The organism is Dysgonomonas sp. GY617, assembly GCF_015233815.1.
GTDB lineage: Bacteria > Bacteroidota > Bacteroidia > Bacteroidales > Dysgonomonadaceae > Dysgonomonas_A.
On record NZ_JADCLR010000003.1, the window covers coordinates 207787 to 233886 of the forward strand.

Below are 26100 nucleotides of genomic sequence, written 5' to 3' on the forward strand. Positions count from 1 at the left end.
AAAAAAAGTCTATTTTTACGGCCAGAGTTTTTACTCAAGGAATGTAGCAATAAATAAAATATAGAAATGAGTTTCAGTAGTAAAATAAACCAAGCAAGAAGGGTTATAATGCAAGGGTTGGCCAGTAATATTGGTAAATCGACCATTAGCAAGAAAGATTATTCAAATAACCCTCTTCAGGTAAAAAGAATTTTAATTTGTAGACCTAATAGTCGATTAGGCAATCAATTATTAATAACACCTTTAGTACAAGAACTCGTCGAAACATTTCCTGAATGCAAAATTGATCTGTTTGTTAGAGGATTTCTAGCACCTATTTTGTTTGAAAACTACAGCAATGTTGATCGTACTATTAAGCTACCTCGAAAACCATTCAAAGAATTAATAGGATACAGTAAAGTTTGGTTCTCATTAAGAAAATACCATTATGACTTAGTGATTAATGTTAGTATGAGTTCCTCATCTGGAAGACTTTCTACTCAGCTTACTCGTTCAAAAGTGAAATTTTTCAATGAGGACAGCGAAGAACTACGAGCAAAATACCCCGATTATATTCATATTGCTAAATTCCCAGTTTATAACTTGAGGAAATATCTAACCCAATTTGGAATTAAAGAGAACAACAAGCCTGTTTTTCCTTTAGATCTAAAATTAAGCCCTTCGGAAATAGCCAATGGTAAAAACGTTTTAGATAATATTGTTAGTGACACAAAGAAGACAATTTGTATATATACTTTTGCTACAGGCAGTAAATGCTATACTGAATCGTGGTGGGAACCTGTATACGACAGACTAAAGGCTGAATATGGTGAAACTTATAATATATTGGAAGTTTTGCCCGTTGAAAATGTTTCTCAAATAGGATTTAAAGCACCCTCTTATTACAGTAAGGATATCCGTGAGATTGGCTCAGTTATAACAAACACCGAAGTTTTTATAGGTGCTGATAGCGGTATTATGCACTTAGCTAGTTCTGTTGATACCCCAACAGTGGGATTATTTTCAATTAGTGATATAGATAAATACCAGCCTTACAACAAGGGCAGTATAGCCATAAATACTAACAAAACAAGTACGGACGACCTTATACAAGTAATTAATAAAATCCTTTCAGATAAAAAAGGAGAATAAGTAATTACAACTTAGAAAACTTTGTTGATTACTTATTCATCGAACTTTTAGCTATCTCTCTGAGCTTAGACACTGTTGTCCATCCTCGAGTGGTAGCTAAAATTTTTAATTTCTTTTCAAAGAAAGTATTTGTCAATTTTGTTTTGCCATATCCATTGGTGCAAAATAAGTAGATAGCTGATTTATAAATGATAAATAAATCATCCCCTGCATACTTATTGATCTCTTCGATAACAGGCTCATTTATATTCTCAGATAGAAAAATGATATAAAGTTTTTCAGTATCTTTATTCTGTGTCACAAATGGATTGTTTTCATACACATCATTAAACTCCTCAAGACTTTTGACAATAACGGGCACATCCAATTGAAATTGTTGATGTATTTGCTTCGAAATTAGATCAGCTAGTGCTTTACAACTTTGTATATTAGATTGAAAAACAACATTACCACTCTGAATATACGTCATCACGTTTTCGAGTTGTAGATTTTCATAGAGGATTTTCAAATCATCCATCTTTACTTTTCGATGCCCACCAACATTAATCCCCCGTAACATGGATATGTAAGTTTGTTTCGAAGAATCCTCTATATTCATGATATTACTTTTTTATTTAATTTCGTAAGCACAATTCAAACTATCATCACCAACAGTTGCTCCTAATTTCTTATAAAACGAAATGGCTTCTTTATTCCACTCCAATACTTGCCATCGAAGTGATTTGCATTTTGTTTGTCTTGCCAAATCAATTAAAGCACAAGCTAGCATTGTTCCGACAGACAATCTCCTGTACTTTTCTTTTACATATAAATCATCCAGATAAATAGACTTTCCAGTCCAAGTATGATAGGTATAGAAATAGAACGCGTACCCGATAGCATCGCCTTTTTCATTTTCGGCTAAATAACAATGGTAATTATCCTTTTCCTTTATTAGTTCGTCTATGCTTATTTTCACTTTGTCGGCTTTACCTAAATAAGTAGCAAACTCTTTAATCATATTAAATATTACGGGAATGTCTTTTTCTGTGGATTTTCTAATGCTAATATTCATAAAATGTGTTTGTTTAAATGGAACTACCAGTTATTTTTCAACTAAAAAAGGCAGATCATATAGATGATCTACCTTTTAGTATGAGAGAGCCGTACCGATGGATAAAGACGAAACTCCGTTAAACAGGATTTGAGTGCCTCCATCCCTTTGTAATTCACTGCGCCTAAGCAATCCCGAAGGATGTGACCCGCCATTAGAATAGAGAAGCTTGTCTCGGAATTCGTATGTAATTGATGAGTTTCCCAATCGACCAGTACGACTCAATATTTTAAAGAAGGCTCTCCTTCTAATTGATCTTAATTGCTAATTCAAAAATATAGAATATTCTCGAAATATACAAGCTTTGCAGGAGTTATTTAAATTTTTTCTCCACATTGCAATGGCAACTCGAACATCCACAGGCACCTCCTGATTTCTCCTTTAGGAAGAAGAAAGAATAGACTTTATATCCTAAAGTTGCAGCAACTGCTAATCCTATTATTGTTACAATTATCTCTTGTATCATCATTTTTCAATTTTATTACAACATTCAATTGGTTCTTTTTTATAAACAGACATCTACTATATAACGTTCAATTTATTCACAAAAATAAACTTCCTATCTGGAATACTGCAAACGCAACAAACCAAGCCAGTAGGGTAGTGTAGACTACACTGAAAAGTCCCCATTTCCAAGATCCTGCTTCCTCTTTTATTGCAGCAATTGTAGCCACACAAGGGAAATAAATCAATACAAATAGTAGTAAACTTATCACAACCAATGGCGTAAAAGTTGGTGTACCATCAGGATTTGTACTACTCAATAAACGTTCTTGCAGCGATGATTGATCTTCATCTGCATTTCCGGTATATAACACTGCCAATGTACTCACCACAACTTCTTTTGCTGCACTTCCTGTTAGTAAGCTTACACTTATTCTCCAGTCAAAACCTAAAGGACGCATCACCGGTTCGATGAACTTCCCAAGACGTCCTATATATGAATATTCCGTATGGTCGGTAGTTCTTAAAGCTTCTTGCTCATTAACTTGTTCGTTTCTTTCTTCCTCAGTAAGCAAGCCACTAGAGAAGCTTTCATCAATTTGTTCGATCTGAGTATCTATCTGTTGGTTTTCGATACTATCCTGAGGGAAATATCCTAAAAACCAGATAAGAATAGAAGCTATAAGAATAACTCCCCCCATCTTTCTGAGGTATTGTCTCGATTTATCCCACATATGTCTGCATACCGATTTAAGAGTAGGCATACGATAAGGAGGTAATTCCATTACAAAAGGAGCATCTTCACCCGCAAATAAGAAACGCTTAAACAATCGGGCAGATATTACAGCTAATAATATTCCTATTATATATAGACTAAATAGAGCTAATCCTGCATTGGCTTTAAAAAACACCCCTACAAAAAGCAGATACACTGGTAAACGGGCACTACATGACATAAATGGGTTGATAAGCATAGTTATCATACGGCTATTACGACTTTCGATAGTACGCGTTGCCAGTATTGCAGGAACGTTACAGCCAAACCCCATAATCAATGGAATAAAAGACTTACCATGCAATCCCATCTTATGCATTACCTTATCCATTATAAATGCTGCACGAGACATATAACCCGAATCTTCCATAAATGAAATGAAAGCATATAAGATCACAATGTTTGGAAGGAATACAATTACGCCACCTACACCTCCAATAATACCATCAACTATAAGGTCTTTAAGTATACCATCGGGCATGTAATTACGCACTATATTACCTATCCATTCCACAGCAGATTCAATCCACCCCATCGGATAATCACCCAAACGGAATGTACATTCAAACATAATCCACATGAAGATAAAGAATAACGGGAAACCCAGATACTTATTGGTTACAATAGCATCAATCACACGTGTGGCATCCGATTCTTTCAGCTTCTCTTTGAATGTTTCTTTTAATCCTCCGGCAACAAAGCCATAGCGGGCATTAGTTATTGCAGATTCGGTATCTTCTTGAAGAGTACTTTCTATATCTTTAATTTCATCAGCAGTTACTTGCAGTATGTTTTCAGCCGACTGATATGCATGCTTCACATATTTGGTAACTTCCGCATCTTTCTCTAATAGCTTAATAGATAGGTAACGAGTAGGGAATATACGTTCAATTCCTTTTTCCTTATCGAGTAAGATATTAGTTTTACTAATTGCATTTTCGATAGTATGTCCGTAATATATTTTAATACGGCGCACTACTGGTTCTTTGTTTTCGTAAACTCTGATTACTGCATCAAACAAGGCTGGAATACCCATTCCCGAGCGACAAACTGTGGGAACAATAGGAATACCTAATAACTTAGAAAGTTTTATATGATCAAATTCACTACCACTTTCCTGAAGCTCGTCATACATATTCAAATCTATGACCATCGGAACCTCCATATCGATTAATTCCGTTGTCAGATATAGATTTCGTTCCAAATTAGAAGCTGCAACAACATTGATTACAACATCCGGCTTTTCTTCTATTAAGAATTTCCGCACATATAATTCTTCGGGGGTATAAGCCGATATAGAATATGTACCAGGCAAGTCTACAATTTTGATTTGATACCCGTTATGCTTGAAGTTTCCTTCTTTAGAATCAACAGTCACACCACCATAGTTACCAACGTGCTCGTGCGCTCCTGATGCAATATTAAACAATGACGTTTTACCGGCATTCGGATTTCCAACTAGTGCGATGGTTATCTGTTTAGTTCCATTAGGAGCTTTTTTCAGAACACACTCTTCGCAATCATAATTATTCTCAAATGAGTAATTCTCTTCAACAAGAGCTTTTTTTTCTTTATTATCTTTAGGATATATTACTTCGATCAATTTGGCTTCGCTTCTTCGTAACGAAACCTCATAGTCCATTATTTTATACTTTATCGGATCTTTGAGAGGAGCATTAAGTATGACTTTTATAGCTTTTCCTTTTATGAATCCCATTTCAAGAATTCGTTTACGGAAAGCCCCACTGCCATTTACTTTTACAATAACACCAATCTCTCCGGTTTTGAGGTCAGATAGAAACATGTTTTTTTATTAATTTTAGGGAATACAAAGATGCTTATTTTTGCCGATATACCTCTTTATTATTTATAATAATTTTAAATAAGGATGGCTTTTTAAGGACTAATAGGTTATTTTAAATTTTAGAATACTTCCCTTTTTATCCCATTTTTTATGTTTTTGAAATCTGATATGCTATATTTATGTATTATTTGTAACTAAAAAATATAAACTCTCTATAAATTGATATTTTCGACACATCTTTTTTCACAGAATATTTGTTATAAATAATATGGCTAATTGATGGTATAGTTTTTGATACAAGTAGTTATATATAAAAAGGTCTGAGACCTAAATCACCTAATGAAATTAGTTTATGAAAGAATTTGAAAAAATGCTTAATCAGTTGAGAGATTCATCAGGTGAATTAAAAGCTAACATGCACCTTTTGAACGAGATTGTACCCGTAGAAGAGCAAATGAAATACTTCGAATACTCGAAATATGTACAATCAACCAAAGATAATATGGGTCTCGATCGCAACTATTTAATAGCAAAGCTTTTCACACCCGAAATTGATCTGGAAGATAGACGCTACTATCTGTCAGCATTAGCTGGTATTGTTGATGTGGCAGCATTTAGGGCTATTGAAACATACCATAGCAGTCCCTTAGAACCCGAATTAGCCAATTGGTCGGCAATGGCTTTGGCTGAAAGTAAAATATTATTAGATGCCGATTTGTCAGGTGAAAAACAATTTTTTGTATCTACTGGATTAGGAGGAAAAAACGGAAAATTGCGTTACTTCTCGGTTATAGCATCTTCGGATCGTTCCGATTTCAATGATTTCCAAAAAGAAACCCTCCTAAGAGAGCTACAATTTGCATTTACAACTCATAATATAGAAGTTGAAAGCATTGATATAAAAACAAACTACCTAAAGATGTTTCTTTTATGCGGATTGAATCAGGATGGGCACATTTGTATCGAAAATGCAATTAAAGAATGTAATGAATTAGGGCAGTTTGTGGACGATCAATTCCTTCTCACCAACGTGAAAAAGATTGAAGATGACCAAATAGAAGAGTTGCTTAAAAGGAAAAACTCCGACACAGATACTGAAGACGAATCAGAAAGCATTTAAGCTAAATATAAATACCTGTACTAAAAGAGGAAACGTTTATTTCCCCTTTTAGTACAGGTATTTTGAATATATATATCTTATTTATGCCCTGACATTTGCTCTCCGTCACCAGGCTTCAACTGACTAAATATTAAGGAGGCTAGTAAAGTTATTACTCCCAATATAAGAAAAGTATATCTAAAAGAAGATTCAATATCTCCACCAGTTAACCAAGTTGTTGATTCTGTTGTCCGTAAAATCATGGCTCCCACGGAAACACCAAAACTCATAGACAATTGCTGTGTAATTGCTAAAAGGCTATTTCCACCACTTGCAACCTCAGGTGTTAGATCAGCTAATGAAATAGTATTCATGGATGTCATTTGTATAGAATTTACAGCTCCATAAATTACTAATATAGGTATCAATAAATAGAGTGGGGTAGCTTTGTCTGGTAATGCAAACATCGAAATTACAAACCCAAGAATAATAGTATTAGTAATCAATATCTTTTTGTATCCAAATCGGTGTACCAAGCGAACCACTTGCGATTTTGCTATAATAGTAGAAATAGCAGAAACCATCATAATCATTCCCGACTCAGTAGATGTGTGCAGAAAAGCTATCTGTAGCATTTGAGGAAGTAAAAAGGGAACACTTCCAATTCCCAATCGGGTAAATAAGTTACCCATCAATCCAATTCGCAATGTTCGTATCGAAAATAAATTCAAATTGATAATCGGATAGTTTACCCTTTTCGAGTATAGTATATATAATCCTCCAAAAGCAATAGCTAAGCATAATATACTTGGAATTACCCACCATTCAAAAGAACTGCCTTCGCCAATTTCGAGAAATAAGGACAATGCAATAAGAGCTGCCGAAAACAGAAAGAATCCGATAATATCAAAATTTTTGCCTCCCCTTGTAAAATTAGGCATTACATATTGAGTAAATATCAATCCTACAACTCCTATTGGAATATTAATAAGGAAAATCCAATGCCATGTCGAGATATCTACAATCCATCCACCAAGAAGAGGTCCTATCAGTGGACCAACTAATCCCGGCATAGTTACAAAATTCATAACACCCAATAGTTTACTTTTGGGATAAGCATAAAGCAAAGCCAAACGCGATACAGGTACCATCATAGAACCACCTATTGCCTGTAATATACGCGAATACACCAAAAGCGAATAACTTGTAGACAAAGCACAAGCCAATGATCCTAAAGTGAATAAAAATACAGCAATACTAAAAATTCGTTTTGTACCATACTTATCAGACAACCATCCACTAACAGGTATTAACAAGGCAAGAGTCAGAGCATAACTAACCACAACAGCTTGCATAGATAATGGGGAGTGATTTAAATCTTTTGCTATAGTAGGTAAAGCTGTATTTAATATTGTAGCATCTAATGATTGCATAAACATTGCCATAGCAGCTAACCAAGGCAATTTGGGAGAGATATTCAATGTCTCTTTATTTTCGTCCAACAACATATCATATAAGTAAATGAAAGTATGTAATGATATACTTTCGAGTTGTAAAAGGGTACAGCTTTTATTCTTGCCAAATCTTAAATAGATCTAAGACTTAAATTACATTTTATCTAAAGTTTCTAATTCAAAAATAGGGCACACGTCTAAAACACACTTTTTATATAACAAAATTACTATTAATTCAGATTAAAACTGTTACAGATTGTATGCAAATGTCGATAATTTATAGCACCTTTGTATACGAAACAGGTAAAAGATTATGTCATATTCGCTAATTAGGTATTCTATAGTACCGATTTTTATTTCGCTTGTAATTCTATATTTGTGTTGCCTTATTCCTACCAATGATATCCCCGAAGTATCATTCGATTTTTTTATACCTATGGACAAAATAGTTCACTTTTGTATGTATCTGGGTTTATCGGGAGCAACTGCAATTAATTATATACACGGAAAAAGAGGTCACGTAAATACTCAAAAGCTAATAATAGCTGCATTTTTACTACCAATACTCTACGGTGGATTTATCGAAATTTTACAACATTATTTCTTTCCTCCCCGAGCAGGCGATTGGTTCGATTTTTTAGCCGACATGCTAGGCTCTCTTACAGCATTGCCAATAGCATTTCAGTATAGAAATTACTTAAAGAAAAAACATATACAATGAAGATCATATTTTTGACTTTTATCGTAACTTTGGTATCTCTGAACATATTTGCTCAGAATGACGATCGTAAATACCTTGTGGAAGTAGGGGATATTGCTCCAGATTTTGAAATGGCAATGCCCGATGGTACCATGATGAAACTATCAGCTCTTCGAGGTAAAGTAGTAATGCTTCAATTTACAGCTAGCTGGTGTGGAGTATGTCGCAAAGAAATGCCATTTATAGAATCAGAAATCTGGCAAAAACATAAAGGAAATCCTAATTTCGCATTATACGGAATAGATAGAGACGAACCTGCTGCAACAGTAATTGCTTTTGCTAAGAAAACAGGGGTTACTTACCCGATAGGGTTAGATCCTAAAGCCGGAATCTTTGAGCGCTACGCCGAAAAAGATGCAGGTATTACACGTAATGTAATTATAGGAAAAGATGGTAGAATAGTTATGCTAACTCGCCTTTACGATCCGGAGGAATTTAAGGAAATGGTAAAAGTTATTGATAATCTTTTAGCTAAAAAATAATATGGCTTGGTTATATCTTATATTAGCCGGACTATCAGAGATAGTCTGGGCGTATGGTTTAAAAGCAGCACATGGCTTTACTGATGTTAAATGGAGTTTAATTACTCTGTTTTTTATGATTATAAGTTTCTATCTTTTTGCCCGTGCAATGCGTGCTATTCCCATTGGTACAGCTTATGCTGTTTTTACAGGAATAGGAGCGGCTGGTACAGCTATAATAGGCATTCTTTTTTTGAATGAAGGAACTAGCTTCCTTAAAATATTCTCATTAACCCTTTTAATATTGGGTATTATAGGGCTGAAACTTGCTAAGGACGAAAAGACAGAGGCTAAGTAATATCAATAAAATAAGGCTATATATAAACTATAATAGCTTTGATTGGTTATTAACCAAAACAATAAAAGGTCTGAAGACCTAAAAAAAGTAAAAATTATGATTTCATGGATATTCCTCTTAATAGGAGGAGCATGCGAAATTGGTTTTGTGACAATGATGAAGTTATCCGATGGTTTTCGGAAACTCAAATATTCTTTATTGACTGTTTTATTTATGATTGTCAGTTTTTATTCTTTATCATTAGCTTTAAAAACAATACCTATTGGCACAGGTTACGCTGTTTGGTCGGGTATAGGAGCAGTTGGAAGTGTACTTATTGGCATGTTCTTCTTTAAAGAGTCAAAAAGCTTTTTGAAAATTATTTTTATCCTAATGATCATCATCGGAATTACCGGTCTAAAACTTTCGAGTTAATACATAATGGGAATAGTAATTATAAAATACAATGCAGGCAATATATTTTCCGTTGATTCAGCTATGAAGCGATTAGGAGTAGATGCCATCGTAACAGACGACAAGGAGCTGATACGGAAAGCCGACAAGGTTATATTTCCGGGAGTAGGAGAAGCTAGTACAACCATGAAATATCTTAGAGAGAATGGATTAGACTCTCTCATTAAAGACCTGAAACAACCGGTATTAGGTATTTGCCTTGGAATGCAGTTGATGTGCAAACATTCCGAAGAAGGAAATGCCGATTGCTTGGATATTTTTGATGTCAATGTAAAACGTTTTATACCCCAAAAGCATGAGGATAAAATTCCTCATATGGGCTGGAATACCATTACAGATGTAAAAAATCCACTATTCGATACTACATTAGAAAATCAGTACGTTTACTTTGTTCATAGTTATTATGTACCGATCAACTCTAATACTGCTGCCACTACTGACTACATATTGCCATTTAGTGCAGCACTTCATACTCAGAATTTTTATGCTACACAATTCCACCCAGAAAAGAGTGGTAGCGTGGGCGAACATATACTAACCAATTTCTTAAAGTTATGATAGAAATAATTCCGGCTATAGACATTATCGATGGAAAATGCGTACGTCTCTCTCAAGGAGATTATGGTGCGAAAACCATATATAATGAGAATCCTCTGGAGGTAGCTAAAATGTTTGAAGATGCAGGTATTCATCGCCTACATTTAGTTGATCTAGATGGAGCTAAGGCCAAACATGTAATCAACAATAAAGTATTGGAAAATATAGCAACCCATACTTCACTTATTATTGATTTTGGTGGTGGTATTCAAAGCGAACAAGATATAGATATTGCATTTGCATCCGGTGCGGCAATGGTTACAGGAGGTAGTGTAGCAGCAAAGAACAGACAACTTTTTGTTAGTTGGATAAAAAAATATGGTGGAGATAAAATCATATTAGGTGCTGATAGTAAAAACCGACATATAGCCGTTTCAGGTTGGCAAGAAGCAACAAGCTTAGACGTAGTTCCTTACATACGTAACTATATGCAATATGGTGTACAAAAAGTGGTTTGTACAGATATTACTAAAGACGGAATGCTAGGTGGACCAGCTATAGACCTATATAAATTAATCATGAATCAGGTACCTGATGTATATTTGATTGCCAGCGGTGGTGTATCATGTAAACAGGATATTCTGGATTTAGATGCAGCAGGTATACCCGCTGTAATTATGGGTAAAGCTATTTATGAAAACAAGGTGACTCTTAAAGAGCTTGCTGAGATTCAAAATTCATAAATAACAGTTCTGAAACTATGCTGGCGAAAAGAATAATACCATGTTTGGATATTAAAGATGGAACCACAGTAAAAGGAATAAATTTCGTCAACTTACGAGATGCTGGAGACCCTGTTGAATTGGGTATAAAATATAGCAAAGAAGGAGCAGACGAACTGGTTTTTCTTGATATAACAGCCTCTCATGAAGAACGGAAAACTTTTACCGAATTAGTAGAACGTATAGCTCTCAACATCAGTATACCGTTTACTGTTGGAGGAGGTATAAACGAACTAAAGGATGTAGATAGATTGTTGAGTGCTGGGGCGGATAAAGTTTCGGTCAACTCAACAGCCCTTCGTAACCCAATGATAATAGACGAAATCTCTAAAAATTTCGGTTCACAAGTTTGTGTATGTGCTATTGATGCTCGTTTTGATGGCGAGAAATGGATGTGCTATACTAGTGGGGGGCGTAATTTGACAGATAAAGAACTATTCTCTTGGGCAAAAGAAGTAGAAAATAGAGGAGCCGGAGAGATTCTATTTACCAGTATGAATCACGATGGCGTAAAGCAGGGATATGCAAACGAAGCTTTATGCCGTTTATCCGAATCACTCAATATCCCTATTATAGCCTCTGGTGGAGCTGGTAATTTGCAACATTTTTCGGATGTTTTTAAAGAAGGAAAAGCAGATGCAGCATTGGCAGCCAGCGTTTTTCATTTTGGAGAGATTGCGATTAAAGATTTAAAATATTATCTTCGTAGTGAGGGTATAAACGTAAGATAAACATACTATGAACTTGGATTTTGACAAAGTTGGCGGATTAATACCAGCCATCATACAAGATAATGAGACTAATAAGGTCTTAATGCTAGGCTATATGAACCAAGAGGCTTTGGATAAAACCAATGAACTTGGTAAGGTTACTTTTTACAGCCGTACTAAACAACGTCTTTGGACAAAGGGTGAAGAAAGTGGTAACTATTTGAATGTGATAAGCATTCAGGAAGATTGCGACCAAGATACTCTACTAATCAAAGTAAATCCCGTAGGACCTGTTTGTCACACGGGCGATGATACTTGTTTTAAAGAAGTAAATCGCGAAGAAGTAATGTTCTTCAAACATCTCCAACAATTTATAGAGAAACGTCATCAAGAAATGCCCGAGGGCTCTTATACTACCTCTCTTTTTCAGTCAGGAGTTAACAGAATGGCTCAAAAAGTAGGAGAAGAAGCAATAGAATCGGTAATTGAAGCTTGCAACGGTACTGATGACAGGTTGATTTATGAATCTGCGGATATGCTCTATCACTTAATAGTATTGCTTACATCAAAAGGTTTGAGCATTGAGGATTTATCTCGGGAATTACAAAAAAGACATAAAAAATAAATAGCCATGGGTGAAATCATTGTAGATTACAAAGGAGTAGGTCTTAGTAGAGATGGTAATTCAATACTGCAAGACTTAAATCTGCAAATATCAGAAGGAGATTTCGTATATCTGATCGGTAAAGTAGGATCAGGAAAAAGTACTTTTCTCAAAAGTCTTTATTGCGAAGTTCTGATAGATGATGGTGGAACCGCCTATATTTTGGATTATTGTCTGAATGATATTAAAAGAAATCAAATTCCTTTTTTAAGACGAAAAATTGGTATAGTATTCCAAGACTTTCAATTATTAATAGATAGATCTGCTGAAAAGAATTTAGAGTTCGTTCTCAAAGCAACCGGATGGGATAGCCAAGATGCCATAGATAATCGGATTCGCGAAGTGCTAACTCAAGTGGGTATGCAAAATAAAGGATACAAAATGCCTCATGAATTATCAGGGGGAGAACAACAACGTATCGTTATAGCACGTGCACTGCTTAATTCTCCTGCATTAATACTTGCAGATGAACCTACCGGAAACTTAGACCCTGAAACTGGAACGCAGATTGTGAAATTATTACATGAAATTTCAGAAAAAGGAACAACTGTTATAATGTCGACTCACAATTATGCAATCGTTCAGAAATTTCATGGACGAATCATAAAATGTGATGACGGATCTATGAAAGAAGTTATGCTCTCATCACACTCTTAAAGTCACACTCTATAAAAAGAGCAACGATTATAGCTAGTTCTTTATTCGCATAAATATAAATAAGAATAGAAAATGATATTAAAAAAAGTAACTCTTGATAATAAATCGGATTTAGAATTTATAGAGAAACTATATATTGAAAGTTTTCCTCGTTACGAGAGACGACCTATATTGCAAATGCATCAACTATTGGAAATAGAAGAACGATTCAATATGTATCTATTGGAAACAGAAGACAACACTCGAATCGGTTTTGTAACATATTGGATGCTTGATACGTTTATATTCTTAGATCATTTTGCGATTAGTTCAGAACAAAGAAGTGGCGGATATGGAAAAAAAGCCGTAGAAAAACTTATTCAGCAAACCGACTTACCTTTAGTGGGCGAAATAGAATTGACAGGAGCTTCGGATATGGCAAGCAGACGGGCTAAATTCTACGAGAAACAAGGTTTTAAAATTTGGGATTTACCTTACGAACAACCTCCTTTCGAAGAAGAATACGATGCAGTACCCATGCATATCATTACATATCGTGAGGTTGGTTTTCCTGCTAATTTCGAAACAATACGGGACACTATATATTCCGAAGTTTATAAAAAGAGATATAAATGATTGTTAAATTTGTATTAGATTACTGTATTATTTATAACTTTGACGCATTAACATAAAGTTAGAGACAATGAAAAAAATTAGTTTTATTCTATTGACAATGATTTTGAGCATCGGTTTGATATCGGCTCAGCAAAATAAACAACAAACTGGCGATGCTAAATTTGGAACATTAGTTCACGATTTTGGCAAAGTTGCAGAAGAGGTTGGCTCTGTTAGCTGTGAGTTTCAATTCACGAATACGGGAAAGAAACCTCTAATCATTCAAGATATAAGAACAAGTTGTGGATGTACTACACCTTCTTATACCAAAGATCCTGTATTACCTGGAAAAACAGGAACAATCAAAATTTCTTATTCTACAATCGGTAGAATTGGAAGTTTCGATAAGAAAATAACTATTTTCACAAATGAGCCAGACAATGTATATACTTTGACTATTAAAGGAGAAGTATTGCCTCGCAAATAATTTGTGACTGATAAATTAAAAGAAAGACTAAATAAGAGTATGTTTTACAACTGAATCTTATTTAGTCTTTCTTTTTTGTTATATCTTTACGTATATAAAGATAAAAAATGAAGTATGATGGAACATGAACATCCCGAAAATGACGAGCATTTTCACACATTGCAAGTGAATGAAGGAACATCAGACAAACCTACAGTAAATCCTTACCTCAAAGATTTTAGTCGTTTCAAAAAGAAAACATACTCAGTAGATGAATATGTAGATGGCATTCTTAAAGGTAATATATCAATACTTAGTCAGGCAGTAACTCTTGTCGAGAGTTCTAAATTGGAACACCAAATAATTGCTCAAGAAATCATTGAAAAGTGCTTACCTTATTCAGGTAATTCTGTAAGAATTGGTCTAACAGGAGTACCGGGAGCAGGAAAAAGTACGTCTATTGATGCTTTTGGTATGCATTTATTAAAAGATACAGATGTTAAACTAGCCGTATTGGCTATTGATCCATCTAGCGAATTAAGCAAAGGGAGTATTCTTGGAGACAAGACCCGTATGGAACGCTTAAGTGTTGCCAACAATGCTTTTATTCGTCCTTCACCATCGGCAGGCTCTTTGGGTGGAGTTGCACGTAAAACACGAGAAATAATAATACTTTGCGAAGCAGCCGGCTTTAATCGCATAATAATAGAAACTGTAGGAGTTGGACAGTCTGAAACGGCGGTACATTCTATGGTCGATTTCTTCTTGTTGATACAACTTGCAGGAACAGGTGACGAACTACAAGGAATCAAAAGAGGTATTATGGAGATGGCTGACGGCATTATCATCAACAAAGCAGATGGTGATAATATAGACAAGGCTAAATTGGCTCAGGCACACTTCAAAAACGCTCTACATTTATTCCCTACACCCGAATCGGGATGGGAGCCCAAAGTTTTATTATATTCAGGCTATTACGAATATGGAATCAAAGAAATTTGGGATATGATTGCCGATTATATGGCATTCACCACCAAAAATGGATATTTTGCACATCGTCGTAATGAGCAATCTAAATTTTGGATGTATGAAACAATTAACGAGCAACTGAAATCCAGATTTTACAATAATTCAAAGGTGCAATCTGAATTGAAAGTGTGCGAACAACAAGTTCTCAGTTCACAAATAAGTTCGTTTGCAGCAGCAAAAAAGGTGTTAAGTTTATATTTTAATGAATAAGCAACATTAAAAGATGCGTATTTCTACAATATCAAATGGTTATTTATAAGGAATAATAATTTATATTTGTATGCTTTTAAGAAAAAACTAGTCATTGTTGAATTAAATATATTAAGTTTTATCATGGAAAAACCATATGCAATTGGTATTGATATCGGTGGTACTAACACTGTCTTTGGCGTTGTAGACAAAAGAGGTCATATTATAGCTCAAGGTTCTATCAAGACAGCAGTCCACAAAGAAATCAACGAATATGTTAACAATTTAGCTGTCGCTTTACAAGAAGTGATGGATCAAGTCGGTGGATCTGCCAACATCAAAGGTGTAGGTGTAGGAGCTCCGAACGGTAATTTCTTTACTGGTTGTATCGAATTTGCTCCTAATTTACCTTGGAAAGGAATGATTCCATTGGCACAAATGCTAACAGATCGTATTAAAGTACCCGTTGCTTTGACAAACGATGCTAATGCTGCTGCTATTGGCGAAATGACTTACGGTGCTGCACGTGGAATGAAAGATTTCATTGTGATTACATTAGGTACAGGAGTTGGTAGTGGTATTGTTGTTAACGGACAATTAGTTTACGGTCACGATGGTTTTGCCGGAGAACTTGGTCATACAACTATTCGCCGTACTAACGGACGTATGTGTGGTTGTGGCAGAAAAGGTTGTCTTGAAACATATACATCTGCAACAGGTGTAGCTCGTACAGCTAAAGAATTTGTATCAACACGCCAAGATCCAAGCTTACTTCGCAATATAAATATTGATGAAATAACTTCTAAAGATGTAGCAGAAGCTGCACAACAAGGTGATGCTTTAGCGAAAGAAATATTTGAATATACAGGACAGCTTTTAGGTGAAGCTTTTGCTGATTTCATTGCATTCTCTAGCCCCGAAGCTATAATCTTATTTGGTGGTCTGACCAAAGCAGGAAGTCTTATTTTTGACCCTGTTAAGAAACACATGGAAGATAACTTACTACCTATCTTCAAGAACAAAGTAAAATTATTGATGTCTGAACTTAAAGAAAGTGACGCAGCTGTACTAGGTGCTAGTGCATTAGGCTGGGAAGTGAAAGAAATTTAATCTTTCTTTTAGTTTTAAACTTCATATAAAATAGGCTCTTATAGTAACATTTTGCTATAAGAGCATTCTATTTATAAACGATTGTAAAAATTCTAAAATCTTTCATTGCATATCTGAAGTATATGAGATAGATTTTATACCTTTGTGAACCAAAAAAGTTACACTATTAGTTCTATGTCTTCTACTAAAAAAATTAAAACCGCATTAGTCTCTGTCTATCATAAAGATGGATTAGATGAAATACTGAAAAAGTTGAACTCTTTAGGAGTTTCGTTTATTTCAACTGGAGGAACTCGTGAATTTATCGAATCACTAGGGTTTCCTTGTCAAGCAGTCGAAAATATAACAGGATATCCTTCTATATTAGGAGGTCGGGTTAAAACACTTCATCCAAAAATTTTTGGAGGAATATTAAGTAGGAGAGAACTACCGGAAGATGCTAAGCAAACTAAAGCTTATGATATTACCGAGATTGATCTTGTAATCGTCGATTTGTATCCGTTTCAAGAGACTGTAGATTCGGGTGCTGAAGAAAAAGACATTATCGAAAAAATAGATATAGGTGGCATTTCTCTAATAAGAGCTGCTGCTAAAAACTTCAAAGACGTTGTGATTGTACCATCTAAAGGACAATACAGTGCTCTTTCTGCTTTATTAGATAACAAACAAGGATCGTCGGAAATAGATGATCGCAAATGGTTTGCTAAAGAAGCATTTGGAGTATCTTCGGAATACGATTCTGCTATTTTCAACTATATGGATAAGGACGAATGTACCGCATTCCGTAAAACCGAAAATAAAGTAAAACATCTTCGTTATGGAGAAAATCCTCACCAAAAAGGATCGTTTTACGGAGATTTTGAAAGCTTATTCGAGCAATTACATGGTCGCGAGATTTCGTATAATAACCTACTTGATATAGATGCTTCCGTATCTTTAATAAGCGAGTTTAACGAAACTACAGTTGCCATATTAAAGCATAACAATGCATGTGGTATAGCTTCCAAAGCAACAGTATTAGAAGCTTGGAATATAGCCTTAGCTGCTGACCCTCTTTCTGCTTTTGGGGGAATTATTGTTTCGAATACTAAAATAGATAAAGAAGCTGCAGAAGCTATCAATACTATATTTTTTGAAATTATTATAGCTCCTGCATATGACGCAGAAGCTTTAGAAATATTGACCCAGAAGAAAAATCGTATAATACTTGTACAAAAGGGAGAGATTACAGAAACATCTCAATTCCGTTCTCTTTTAAATGGGGTATTAGTTCAAGATAGAGATCTTAGTATACAGAATAAGGAAGATTTGACTTTAGTTACTCGCCGTCAGTTAGAAGGTACCGAACTAGAAGACTTATTATTTGCAAACAAACTTGTGAAGCATACTAAATCAAATGCGATTATTTTGGTAAAAGACAAACAATTATTGGCGAGCGGCACAGGACAAACGTCAAGAGTTGATGCACTAAAACAGGCTATAGAGAAATCTCATACATTTGGATTTAGTTTGCAAGGTGCTGTGATGGCATCAGATGCATTCTTTCCATTTCCCGACTGTGTAGAGATTGCTGGCAATGCAGGTATAACCGCTGTTATACAACCTGGAGGCTCTGTAAAAGACGATCTGTCTGTTGAATATTGTAACGAAAACAATATCTCAATGGTAATGACAGGTGTCCGTCATTTCAAACATTAAGGTCGCAGACCTTTTTATTGCTTTGATCTGATTCGTATAACTACTAGTTGTACTTCGAAAGTCGGGCATTAAATATTTACCTATTACTTAATTAGTTTAAAGAAAAATAACAAGATGGGATTATTCTCTTTTACACAAGAAATAGCGATGGATCTTGGAACAGCCAACACCATCATCATTAAAGACGGGAAGATCGTTGTAGACGAGCCTTCAGTGGTAGCTCTCGAACGCAAAACTGATAAGGTTATTGCAGTAGGAGATAAAGCCCGTCAAATGCATGGGAAAACCCATGAAAATATTCGTACAATTCGTCCATTGAGAGATGGTGTTATTGCAGACTTTACGGCTGCAGAGCATATGATTAGAGGAATGATAAAAATGATTGATAACAAAAATCGTTTATTCTCGCCATCATTACGTATTGTAGTTTGTATTCCATCAGGAAGTACAGAAGTCGAAATTCGTGCGATTCGTGACTCTGCTGAACATGCTGGAGGACGCGATGTATATATGATCTATGAGCCAATGGCAGCTGCATTAGGTATCGGATTAGATGTTGAAGCCCCTGAAGGCAACATGATTGTTGATATAGGCGGTGGAACTACTGAAATCGCGGTTATATCATTAGGCGGTATTGTTTCAAACAAATCTATCAAAATTGCAGGTGATGATTTAACTGAAGATATTCAGGAATACATGAGTCGTCAACACAATATTAAAGTTGGAGAACGTACAGCCGAAGGTATCAAAATTGCTGTAGGATCTGCTTTGACAGAACTTGCTGAAAATGAAGAGCCCGAAGATTTTATTGTACATGGACCAAATAGAATGACTTCATTACCAATGGATATTCCGATTTCTTATCAGGAAATGGCTCATTGCTTAGATAAATCTATTTCTAAAATGGACTCTGCTATTTTAAGTGCTCTTGAGCAAACTCCTCCTGAATTATATGCTGACATTGTAAAAAATGGCATCTATGTTACAGGTGGTGGTGCGTTATTAAGAGGACTAAGCAAACGTTTTTCAGATAAAATAGGTATTCCTTTTCATGTAGCTGAAGATCCTCTTCATGCTGTAGCAAAAGGTACAGGAATAGCACTGAACAATATTGAGAAATTTAATTTCTTGATGAGATAAAACTATTAAGTTTAATACAACTTAATAGTTTATCATGTTTATTGATTCTAATTTTTTATGCACCCAAAGTGTGTGATCTGATACGTATACATGCGCAACTTAATAGCTTTTTTAATAAAAAACAGTTCGTGGTTTCTATTTATACTCCTCGAAATACTGTGCTTTTATTTTATATTCCAATATAACTCCTTCCAAAGGAGTGTATACTTAAACTCTTCGAACGAAATTGTTGGAAGAGTTTATGCTATTTCAGGTGAAGTAACATCTTACTTTGGTTTAAAAGAGACCAATCAAGATTTGTTATTAAGAAATGCCGAGTTACAGAACAAAGTTCTTCAACTCGAAAGTCACATACATGACAGAAATACCGATAGTCTTAAAACTCAAGCTATAGTTTTAGATTCGATTCCCAATAAACACTTCGAGTTTATTATTTCCAGAGTTATAAATAATAGCATTTCTCAGATAGAGAATTATATTACAATCAATAAAGGAAGTAACGAGGGTGTACATAACGAGATGGGTGTTGTATCTCAACAAGGTATAGTAGGCATTGTTAGGGCAGTATCTCCTAATTACTCGGTTGTACAAACTATCATAAACCCTAAGACCAGTCTTAACTGCAAAGTGAAAGGTTCTAATAACCCCGGAACATTGGCTTGGGATGGAACAGATTATCGATACACGAATCTTGAAGGATTTCCTCGATTCGAGAAGTTTGCTGTTGGCGATACGATTATAACAAGTGGTAATTCAGGAATATTTCCGGAAGGAATTATTGTAGGGGTTGTAGAAGATTCTAAAAATCAAAGCGATGACAACTTTCTGACTCTGAAAATACGATTGTCGACAGATTTTAGTTCTTTGAAGGATGTATTGATTATAAAAAACAACGATAGAGAAGAGCTTATACACTTAGAAAAAGAAATTACAACTAATGGCAGGTAATTGGCTGAAACAGTCTATTTCATTTATTATACTTGTGCTTCTTCAAGTACTGGTGCTTAATCATATCTCTTTTCTGGGCTATGCTACACCTTTCTTATACATATACTTTATAATAAAAATGCCTATCGGAACAAATCGTAATTTAGTCTTAATTACGGCATTTCTTTTAGGTTTTTCTATTGACATATTCTGTAATACTCTAGGACAGAATGCCGCTGCTGCTGTTTTGGCTGCATTTATGCGTCGCCCTGTTCAAGGATTATTCTTTGCAAGAGAAGATTTCGAACATTTTATACCAAGCATTCCCAATCTAGGGCTTGCTTTTATAAAGTACACAATCGTGATTGTTTTTATTCATCATCTTGCACTTATCTCAATTAGCTCATTTTCATATCTCAATTTTCCTACGATAATGCTGCGTATAATAAGTTCTACACTTCTTACCTCCATTTTAATTTATGCTATTGAAGGTTTTGCTGTTAAAAGAAAGAGAGCATGAGCAAGGATAATAATAGTTTACATTCTGAAAAAAGATATTATACTATTATAGCAATAACAGTAATTATTGTTATTGTATTGATTTTTCAATTGTTCAACTTACAGATAATTCAGAACGAGTATAAATATTCAGCAGATAGCAATGCTTTTTTCAAAAAAACGTTATATCCGGCAAGGGGAACTATATCAGATCGCAAAGACCGTCTCTTAGTCTATAATCAGCCAACATACGACATAGTATATATACCACGAGAAGTAGAGCCTTTTGATACTCTCGATTTTTGTAATATTCTAGGACTTACAAAGGATCAATTAGAGAAAAAGATAAGTGATGTTAAGGATCGGAGACTTAATCCCGGTTATTCTTCTTACACGCTACAAACTCTTATGACTCAACTCACAGTTCGTGAGTATGGTCTTTTTCAAGAAAAATTGTACAAGTTTCCCGGATTCTATATCCAGAATAGAGCCCTGCGCCAATACAATTTTGTCAATGCTGCTCAAGTGCTAGGATATGTTGCCGAAGTCAATAAAGCAACTCTGGCAGAAGACCCTTATTATGTTAGAGGTGATTATGCCGGAAAATCAGGTATAGAAACATCTTATGAGAATATACTAAGAGGACAAAAAGGAGTGGAAATTCTCCTTCGTGATGCACATGGAAGAATAAAAGGAAAATATGAGAATGGCAAACATGATGTAAATCCTGTTTCCGGAAAAAACCTCAAATTAGCGATAGATATAGAACTACAAGCTTATGGCGAATATCTAATGCAAAATAAAATTGGTAGTATAGTTATGATCGAACCCTCTACGGGTGAAATCTTATGTTTGGTTACTTCTCCAACTTACGACCCTTCCATTTTGTTAGGACGCGAATTTGGGAACAATTATAAATCACTAGAGCAAAATCCTTCTAAGCCTCTATTCAATAGAGCAACACAAGGTGCATATCCTCCAGGGTCTACATTCAAAACAACTCAAGGATTAATCTTTCTCGAAGAGGGCATTATTTCAGCAGAAACAGCCTATTCTTGTGCAGGAGGCTATCCTCCAGGAGGCGGAAGGCCTCGATGTCATGCCCACGGGTCGCCACTATCATTAGTACCAGCAATAGCTACTTCTTGTAATTCTTATTTTTGCTATGGATTAAACGCTATGCTTAGTAATCGAAAGAAATATGCAAACATCGGAGAAGCTTTTGATATCTGGAAAGATTATTTAGTCTCTATGGGATTTGGCTATAAACTAGGCGTTGATCTACCTTCAGAAAAGAGGGGGCTTGTACCCAATAGCCAATTTTATACAAAGATTTTTAGAACCGAAAAATGGTACGCTCAGAACGTTATCTCTATTGCAATAGGACAAGGTGAAATTTTGGCAACCCCATTGCAAGTAGCTAATTTAGGTGCAACAATTGCTAACAGAGGTTTCTTCTATACTCCTCATATTGTAAGACAAATTCAAGATACACCTTTAGATAAAACATATACAGATAAACGCTATACAGGCGTTAAAGAAGCGCATTACAGAACAATAGTCGAAGGTATGGCAAATGCTGTAACTGGAGGTACTTGTAGAGGTGCAAATCTTCTCCCCGAAATTGCAGTGGCAGGAAAAACAGGGACTGCTGAAAACCCTCATGGTAGAGACCACTCTTGGTTTATGGGATTTGCGCCAGTTGACAAACCTCAGGTTGCTATTTCGGTGCTAGTTGAAAACGCTGGTTTTGGAGCTCGATTTGCTGTGCCAATTGGACGATTAATGATTCTAAAATACATGAAAGGTGAAATACCTGCTAATGAAAAATATCTGGAAGATAACATGGCAAATGCTATAATTCTGCCTAATGTTTTAAATACTTGGGAGCAACGAAGAAGTGATGTTGCCACACAGCAAAGTACAGCAAGCGAAGCAGACGTAATAGTTGAAGAATAAAAATCGCCGAATAGATTTAAATTATACATGCTAAAAAAAGAAGACGATCATATTACAGGAAGTGTCGACTGGTTTATAATAGTTTTATATTTTCTATTAATAATTGGGGGATGGCTTAGCATATACGGTGCAAGCTACGACTACGATCATGTAACTAGCTTATTTGATTTTTCGGGTCGTGCAGGTATGCAACTTGTATGGATGGGGATATCAATTATAATCGGTTTTGTACTACTCAAGTTAGATAATAATCTGTATGATATTCTAGCTTATTTCGTATATGCATTTTTCATTGCTTTATTGATAGTCACCATAATTATAGCACCCGACATAAAAGGCTCTCGATCTTGGCTCGTTATAACAGATTCTATACGCCTACAGCCTGCCGAATTTACCAAATTTGCTGTTGGCTTAGCGATAGCTAGATTTATGAATAGCTACAATTTTAAATTGCTCACAGCAAAAAATCTGCTGATATTATCTATAATGATAATATTACCAATGGTACTTATTATGCTTCAAAAAGAAACAGGATCAGCTCTTGTTTTTGCAGCTTTTATACTAGTTCTATACAGAGAGGGCTTACCGGGAATGGTTTTATTTTCAGGAATTTGTGCAGTTATCCTATTCATTATAGGATTAAAATATTCGGATATCGATGTGGGAACTCTCACAATGGGAGAGTGTATATCTATCCTTTTCATTATTGTCGTGACAGCTATTCTGACAATCAACTTTCGTAAAGATTATAAAACAGCATCTTTTATATTATTAGGAACAGCCATATATGGAGGTATTTGCTATGTAATTTCTCTCTTTGATATTTATATAAATTGGGGTATTATTTCCATTACTGCTATCAGTGCAGTTATAATATATTTACTCATTACAGCAGGTCGCGAGTGGTCTAAAACCTATTTATTCTTAGCTCTATTTGCTATTGGTAGTATTGTGTATGTTAGCTCTGTAAACTATGTTTTTACAGATGTTCTACAATCGCATCAACAAATACGGATTAAGGTTTCTCTAGGTATGGAGGATGACTTAATGGGGGCAGGATACAATGTCAATCAATCAAAAATAGCAATAGGTTCAGGTGGAGCATTGGGTAAAGGTTTCTTAAACGGAACGCAGACCAAATTAAAATATGTACCTGAGCAAGATACCGACTTTATATTCTGCACAGTAGGAGAGGAGCAGGGTTTTCTTGGGTCTGTGTTAGTATTGCTAGGATTGTCGGCTCTTATAATTAGGGTATTCTTTTTAGCAGAAAGACAGAAAAACACCTTCGGACGAGTCTATGGATATGGAGTTGGCTCTATATTCTTATTCCACTTAACAATAAATGTTGGTATGGTTATAGGATTGTTACCCGTTATTGGAATTCCCTTGCCATTTTTTAGTTATGGTGGATCTTCATTATTGGCTTTTACAATTCTTTTATTTATATTCTTACGTCTAGATATGGCTAGAAAAAGGAGATAAATACTTTCTGTTTCATGCCATATTGTAAGCAATACAGGCTCCTATAATAATCCCTATTACCGTCAAGCTAATTCCCAAAAAGATAAATACAACACCATGTTCAATATTTGACCAATTGGATGGTTGACCTCTATTTACAACTCTAGAGATAAATCTTATAACACTTGGAGAAAACAAATCGAGAAATAATGTAGTTATTACTCCCAATAAACCTCCACTAATAATTCCTATTAATACAAATACAAAAGTTCTCACAAATAAATCCTCACAATTAGTTAGCCAAAAACAAAAAAGAATGCCAATATAGACATTCTCTTTTGTTTAATGAAATCGTAAGATATAGATTATTTCTTCAAATAGTCGTTTATATGTTTAGCTGTCCTACGTCCCGATGCTATACTTGTTACCACCAAGGATTGTCCACTAACACAATCTCCGGCTGCAAATACTTTCGAAACATTAGTTAATCTGTTTCCATCAGTAGCAATATTTTTACGAACATCATCTACTTTTACACCAAGCTCGGCCAACAGCCCATCTTGAATAGGGTGTATAAAACCTAATGCAAGAAAAACATAATCAATTTCCAAGATTTCGGGTTTTCCAACTTCTTTCATCACCATTTTTCCAGAATCATCTTTCTCCCAAGCTATTTCTACAAGTTCAACACCTGTTAATATTCCATTTTCTCCTATGAAGCGTTTGGTGTTCATCGACCAACGACGCTCACAACCTTCAAGATGAGAAGAACTGGTTTTCATTACGCCTGGAAATGGTATTGGCCAACTATTTTCTAACTCATCCAATGTTGGAGGTTTGGACATAATTTCTATCTGCAAAATATTAGCTGCTTTTTGACGATTAGCTGTACCAATACAATCCGATCCAGTATCACCACCACCAATTACCAATACATTTTTACCTTTTGTATTTATAATCTTATCTACTGGAACTTCTTCTTTAGCCACTAATCTGTTTTCCATCGTCAAATACTCCATAGCATAATAGACACCTTTCAGCTCTCTGCCTTCAACGGGTAAATCACGAGGAACTTGCGAACCGATAGCTACACAAACAGCATCATTATTTTTGATTAAGTCTTTGCCTTTAATATCTATCCCTACTTCGGTATTGGTTACAAATCTAATGCCCTCGGCCTCCATCAATTCAAGACGACGATCAATGATATTTTTATTCAATTTAAAGTCAGGAATACCAAAGCGGAGTAGACCTCCAATACGGCTGTTCTTTTCGTAAACAGTAACATCATGTCCCATTCGATTCAATTGATTAGCAACAGCCATTCCCGATGGACCTGAACCTATTACTGCCACTTTCTTTCCTGTTCTTACCTTTGGTATAAAAGGCTTGATATATCCTTCCTGAAAAGCATGCTCTAATGCTGATGCTTCATTCTCACGGATAGTTACCGGAGATTTATGCAAAGACAAAACACAAGTTTTCTCACATGGAGCAGGACAAATACGTCCAGTAAACTCAGGAAAGTCATTTGTTTGCATTAGTACTTCTGCTGCTAAACGCCAGTTTCCTTTATAAATATAATCTTGCCACTCAGGCATTTTATTTCCAAGAGGACATCCCCATTGACAGAAAGGTATTCCGCAATCCATACAACGTGAGGCTTGTTGCTGTCTATCTTCTGAGTTTAAAGTCTGTTCAACTTCTCCGAAGTCGAGGATACGTTCTTGACGAGGACGGTATCCCGCTTCTTTTCTTTTTACTGTTAAAAATGCTTTTGGATTTCCCATGATTCCCCGTTATATTATGTATTCTAAACTATTTATTACCATATTATTCTCAAT

Annotated in this window: 29 protein-coding genes; 21 read left to right on the forward strand and 8 right to left on the reverse strand. The window is 35.2% G+C overall.

What is annotated here, in order from left to right:
- Positions 1-66: 66 nt before the first annotated feature.
- Positions 67-1131, forward strand: a complete 1065-nt coding sequence (locus IR022_RS05050) for a glycosyltransferase family 9 protein (RefSeq protein ID WP_194202866.1) — start codon at positions 67-69, stop codon at positions 1129-1131.
- 28 nt (positions 1132-1159) lie between these two features.
- Here IR022_RS05050 and IR022_RS05055 read toward each other — a convergent pair whose 3' ends face one another.
- The 5 genes from IR022_RS05055 to feoB all read right to left on the reverse strand — a co-directional run bounded on the left by IR022_RS05055 (position 1160) and on the right by feoB (position 5247).
- Entirely contained in the window at positions 1160-1729 is a 570-nt protein-coding gene (locus IR022_RS05055) for a DUF1697 domain-containing protein (RefSeq protein ID WP_194202867.1), read from the reverse strand.
- Between the two features lie 12 nt (positions 1730-1741).
- On the reverse strand, positions 1742-2185 hold the full coding sequence (locus tag IR022_RS05060; RefSeq protein WP_050711443.1) for a GNAT family N-acetyltransferase: 444 nt from the start codon (positions 2183-2185) through the stop codon (positions 1742-1744).
- 75 nt (positions 2186-2260) lie between these two features.
- The gene (locus IR022_RS05065; protein ID WP_146212723.1) at positions 2261-2449 is read right to left on the reverse strand and encodes a hypothetical protein; all 189 of its coding nucleotides are present in this window, start codon (positions 2447-2449) and stop codon (positions 2261-2263) included.
- Between the two features lie 88 nt (positions 2450-2537).
- Positions 2538-2690 carry a FeoB-associated Cys-rich membrane protein gene (locus tag IR022_RS05070; protein WP_157258381.1) on the reverse strand — a complete coding sequence of 51 codons (153 nt, stop codon included), beginning with the start codon at positions 2688-2690 and terminating at the stop codon, positions 2538-2540.
- A 76-nt stretch (positions 2691-2766) separates the two neighbouring features.
- A complete protein-coding gene (gene feoB, locus IR022_RS05075; RefSeq protein WP_194202868.1) occupies positions 2767-5247 on the reverse strand; it encodes a ferrous iron transport protein B in 2481 nt (826 codons plus the stop codon).
- A gap of 352 nt (positions 5248-5599) precedes the next feature.
- Here feoB and IR022_RS05080 point away from each other — a divergent pair, with 352 nt between their 5' ends.
- The gene (locus IR022_RS05080; RefSeq protein WP_194202869.1) at positions 5600-6367 is read left to right on the forward strand and encodes a hypothetical protein; all 768 of its coding nucleotides are present in this window, start codon (positions 5600-5602) and stop codon (positions 6365-6367) included.
- Between the two features lie 77 nt (positions 6368-6444).
- Here the strand turns inward: IR022_RS05080 and IR022_RS05085 are convergent, their stop codons facing one another.
- Complete coding sequence (locus IR022_RS05085) at positions 6445-7848, reverse strand: DHA2 family efflux MFS transporter permease subunit (RefSeq protein ID WP_199330267.1); 1404 nt, start codon at positions 7846-7848, stop codon at positions 6445-6447.
- 388 nt (positions 7849-8236) lie between these two features.
- Here IR022_RS05085 and IR022_RS05090 point away from each other — a divergent pair, with 388 nt between their 5' ends.
- The 19 genes from IR022_RS05090 to rodA all read left to right on the forward strand — a co-directional run bounded on the left by IR022_RS05090 (position 8237) and on the right by rodA (position 24277).
- The gene (locus IR022_RS05090) at positions 8237-8521 is read left to right on the forward strand and encodes a VanZ family protein (protein ID WP_242047153.1); all 285 of its coding nucleotides are present in this window, start codon (positions 8237-8239) and stop codon (positions 8519-8521) included.
- The gene (locus IR022_RS05095) at positions 8518-9042 is read left to right on the forward strand and encodes a TlpA family protein disulfide reductase (RefSeq protein WP_194202871.1); all 525 of its coding nucleotides are present in this window, start codon (positions 8518-8520) and stop codon (positions 9040-9042) included. Before IR022_RS05090 ends, IR022_RS05095 begins: the two co-directional genes overlap by 4 nt.
- Before the next feature lies 1 nt (position 9043).
- Positions 9044-9379, forward strand: coding sequence for a DMT family transporter (locus tag IR022_RS05100; protein ID WP_194202872.1), 336 nt, complete (start codon positions 9044-9046; stop codon positions 9377-9379).
- 96 nt (positions 9380-9475) lie between these two features.
- Entirely contained in the window at positions 9476-9793 is a 318-nt protein-coding gene (locus tag IR022_RS05105; protein WP_199327751.1) for a DMT family transporter, read from the forward strand.
- Between the two features lie 6 nt (positions 9794-9799).
- The gene (hisH, locus tag IR022_RS05110; RefSeq protein ID WP_194202873.1) at positions 9800-10390 is read left to right on the forward strand and encodes an imidazole glycerol phosphate synthase subunit HisH; all 591 of its coding nucleotides are present in this window, start codon (positions 9800-9802) and stop codon (positions 10388-10390) included.
- On the forward strand, positions 10387-11112 hold the full coding sequence (hisA, locus tag IR022_RS05115; RefSeq protein WP_050709622.1) for a 1-(5-phosphoribosyl)-5-[(5-phosphoribosylamino)methylideneamino]imidazole-4-carboxamide isomerase: 726 nt from the start codon (positions 10387-10389) through the stop codon (positions 11110-11112). Before hisH ends, hisA begins: the two co-directional genes overlap by 4 nt.
- Positions 11113-11129: 17 nt before the next feature.
- Positions 11130-11882, forward strand: coding sequence for an imidazole glycerol phosphate synthase subunit HisF (gene hisF / locus IR022_RS05120; protein ID WP_194202874.1), 753 nt, complete (start codon positions 11130-11132; stop codon positions 11880-11882).
- A 7-nt stretch (positions 11883-11889) separates the two neighbouring features.
- A complete protein-coding gene (hisIE, locus tag IR022_RS05125) occupies positions 11890-12486 on the forward strand; it encodes a bifunctional phosphoribosyl-AMP cyclohydrolase/phosphoribosyl-ATP diphosphatase HisIE (RefSeq protein ID WP_194202875.1) in 597 nt (198 codons plus the stop codon).
- 6 nt (positions 12487-12492) lie between these two features.
- Complete coding sequence (locus IR022_RS05130; RefSeq protein ID WP_194202876.1) at positions 12493-13182, forward strand: cell division ATP-binding protein FtsE; 690 nt, start codon at positions 12493-12495, stop codon at positions 13180-13182.
- A 72-nt stretch (positions 13183-13254) separates the two neighbouring features.
- Entirely contained in the window at positions 13255-13797 is a 543-nt protein-coding gene (locus tag IR022_RS05135) for a GNAT family N-acetyltransferase (RefSeq protein WP_194202877.1), read from the forward strand.
- A gap of 67 nt (positions 13798-13864) precedes the next feature.
- Complete coding sequence (locus IR022_RS05140; protein ID WP_050709627.1) at positions 13865-14263, forward strand: DUF1573 domain-containing protein; 399 nt, start codon at positions 13865-13867, stop codon at positions 14261-14263.
- A gap of 117 nt (positions 14264-14380) precedes the next feature.
- Entirely contained in the window at positions 14381-15481 is a 1101-nt protein-coding gene (meaB, locus tag IR022_RS05145; RefSeq protein ID WP_050709628.1) for a methylmalonyl Co-A mutase-associated GTPase MeaB, read from the forward strand.
- 123 nt (positions 15482-15604) lie between these two features.
- Complete coding sequence (locus tag IR022_RS05150) at positions 15605-16570, forward strand: ROK family protein (protein WP_050709629.1); 966 nt, start codon at positions 15605-15607, stop codon at positions 16568-16570.
- A 174-nt stretch (positions 16571-16744) separates the two neighbouring features.
- Positions 16745-18268, forward strand: coding sequence for a bifunctional phosphoribosylaminoimidazolecarboxamide formyltransferase/IMP cyclohydrolase (purH, locus tag IR022_RS05155; RefSeq protein ID WP_194202878.1), 1524 nt, complete (start codon positions 16745-16747; stop codon positions 18266-18268).
- 114 nt (positions 18269-18382) lie between these two features.
- A complete protein-coding gene (locus IR022_RS05160; protein WP_050709631.1) occupies positions 18383-19408 on the forward strand; it encodes a rod shape-determining protein in 1026 nt (341 codons plus the stop codon).
- A 90-nt stretch (positions 19409-19498) separates the two neighbouring features.
- Positions 19499-20356, forward strand: a complete 858-nt coding sequence (gene mreC / locus IR022_RS05165) for a rod shape-determining protein MreC (protein ID WP_194202879.1) — start codon at positions 19499-19501, stop codon at positions 20354-20356.
- Positions 20346-20855, forward strand: coding sequence for a rod shape-determining protein MreD (gene mreD / locus IR022_RS05170; RefSeq protein ID WP_050709633.1), 510 nt, complete (start codon positions 20346-20348; stop codon positions 20853-20855). The genes mreC and mreD overlap by 11 nt, the downstream gene beginning before the upstream one ends.
- On the forward strand, positions 20852-22792 hold the full coding sequence (mrdA, locus tag IR022_RS05175; protein WP_194202880.1) for a penicillin-binding protein 2: 1941 nt from the start codon (positions 20852-20854) through the stop codon (positions 22790-22792). The genes mreD and mrdA overlap by 4 nt, the downstream gene beginning before the upstream one ends.
- Positions 22793-22819: 27 nt before the next feature.
- Positions 22820-24277: a rod shape-determining protein RodA gene (gene rodA / locus IR022_RS05180; protein ID WP_050709634.1), complete on the forward strand. Its 1458-nt coding sequence runs from the start codon at positions 22820-22822 to the stop codon at positions 24275-24277.
- A 12-nt stretch (positions 24278-24289) separates the two neighbouring features.
- Here the strand turns inward: rodA and IR022_RS05185 are convergent, their stop codons facing one another.
- Complete coding sequence (locus IR022_RS05185) at positions 24290-24532, reverse strand: hypothetical protein (RefSeq protein ID WP_194202881.1); 243 nt, start codon at positions 24530-24532, stop codon at positions 24290-24292.
- Positions 24533-24621: 89 nt separating this feature from the next.
- The gene (locus IR022_RS05190) at positions 24622-26046 is read right to left on the reverse strand and encodes a glutamate synthase subunit beta (RefSeq protein ID WP_194202882.1); all 1425 of its coding nucleotides are present in this window, start codon (positions 26044-26046) and stop codon (positions 24622-24624) included.
- Between the last annotated feature and the right edge of the window lie 54 nt (positions 26047-26100).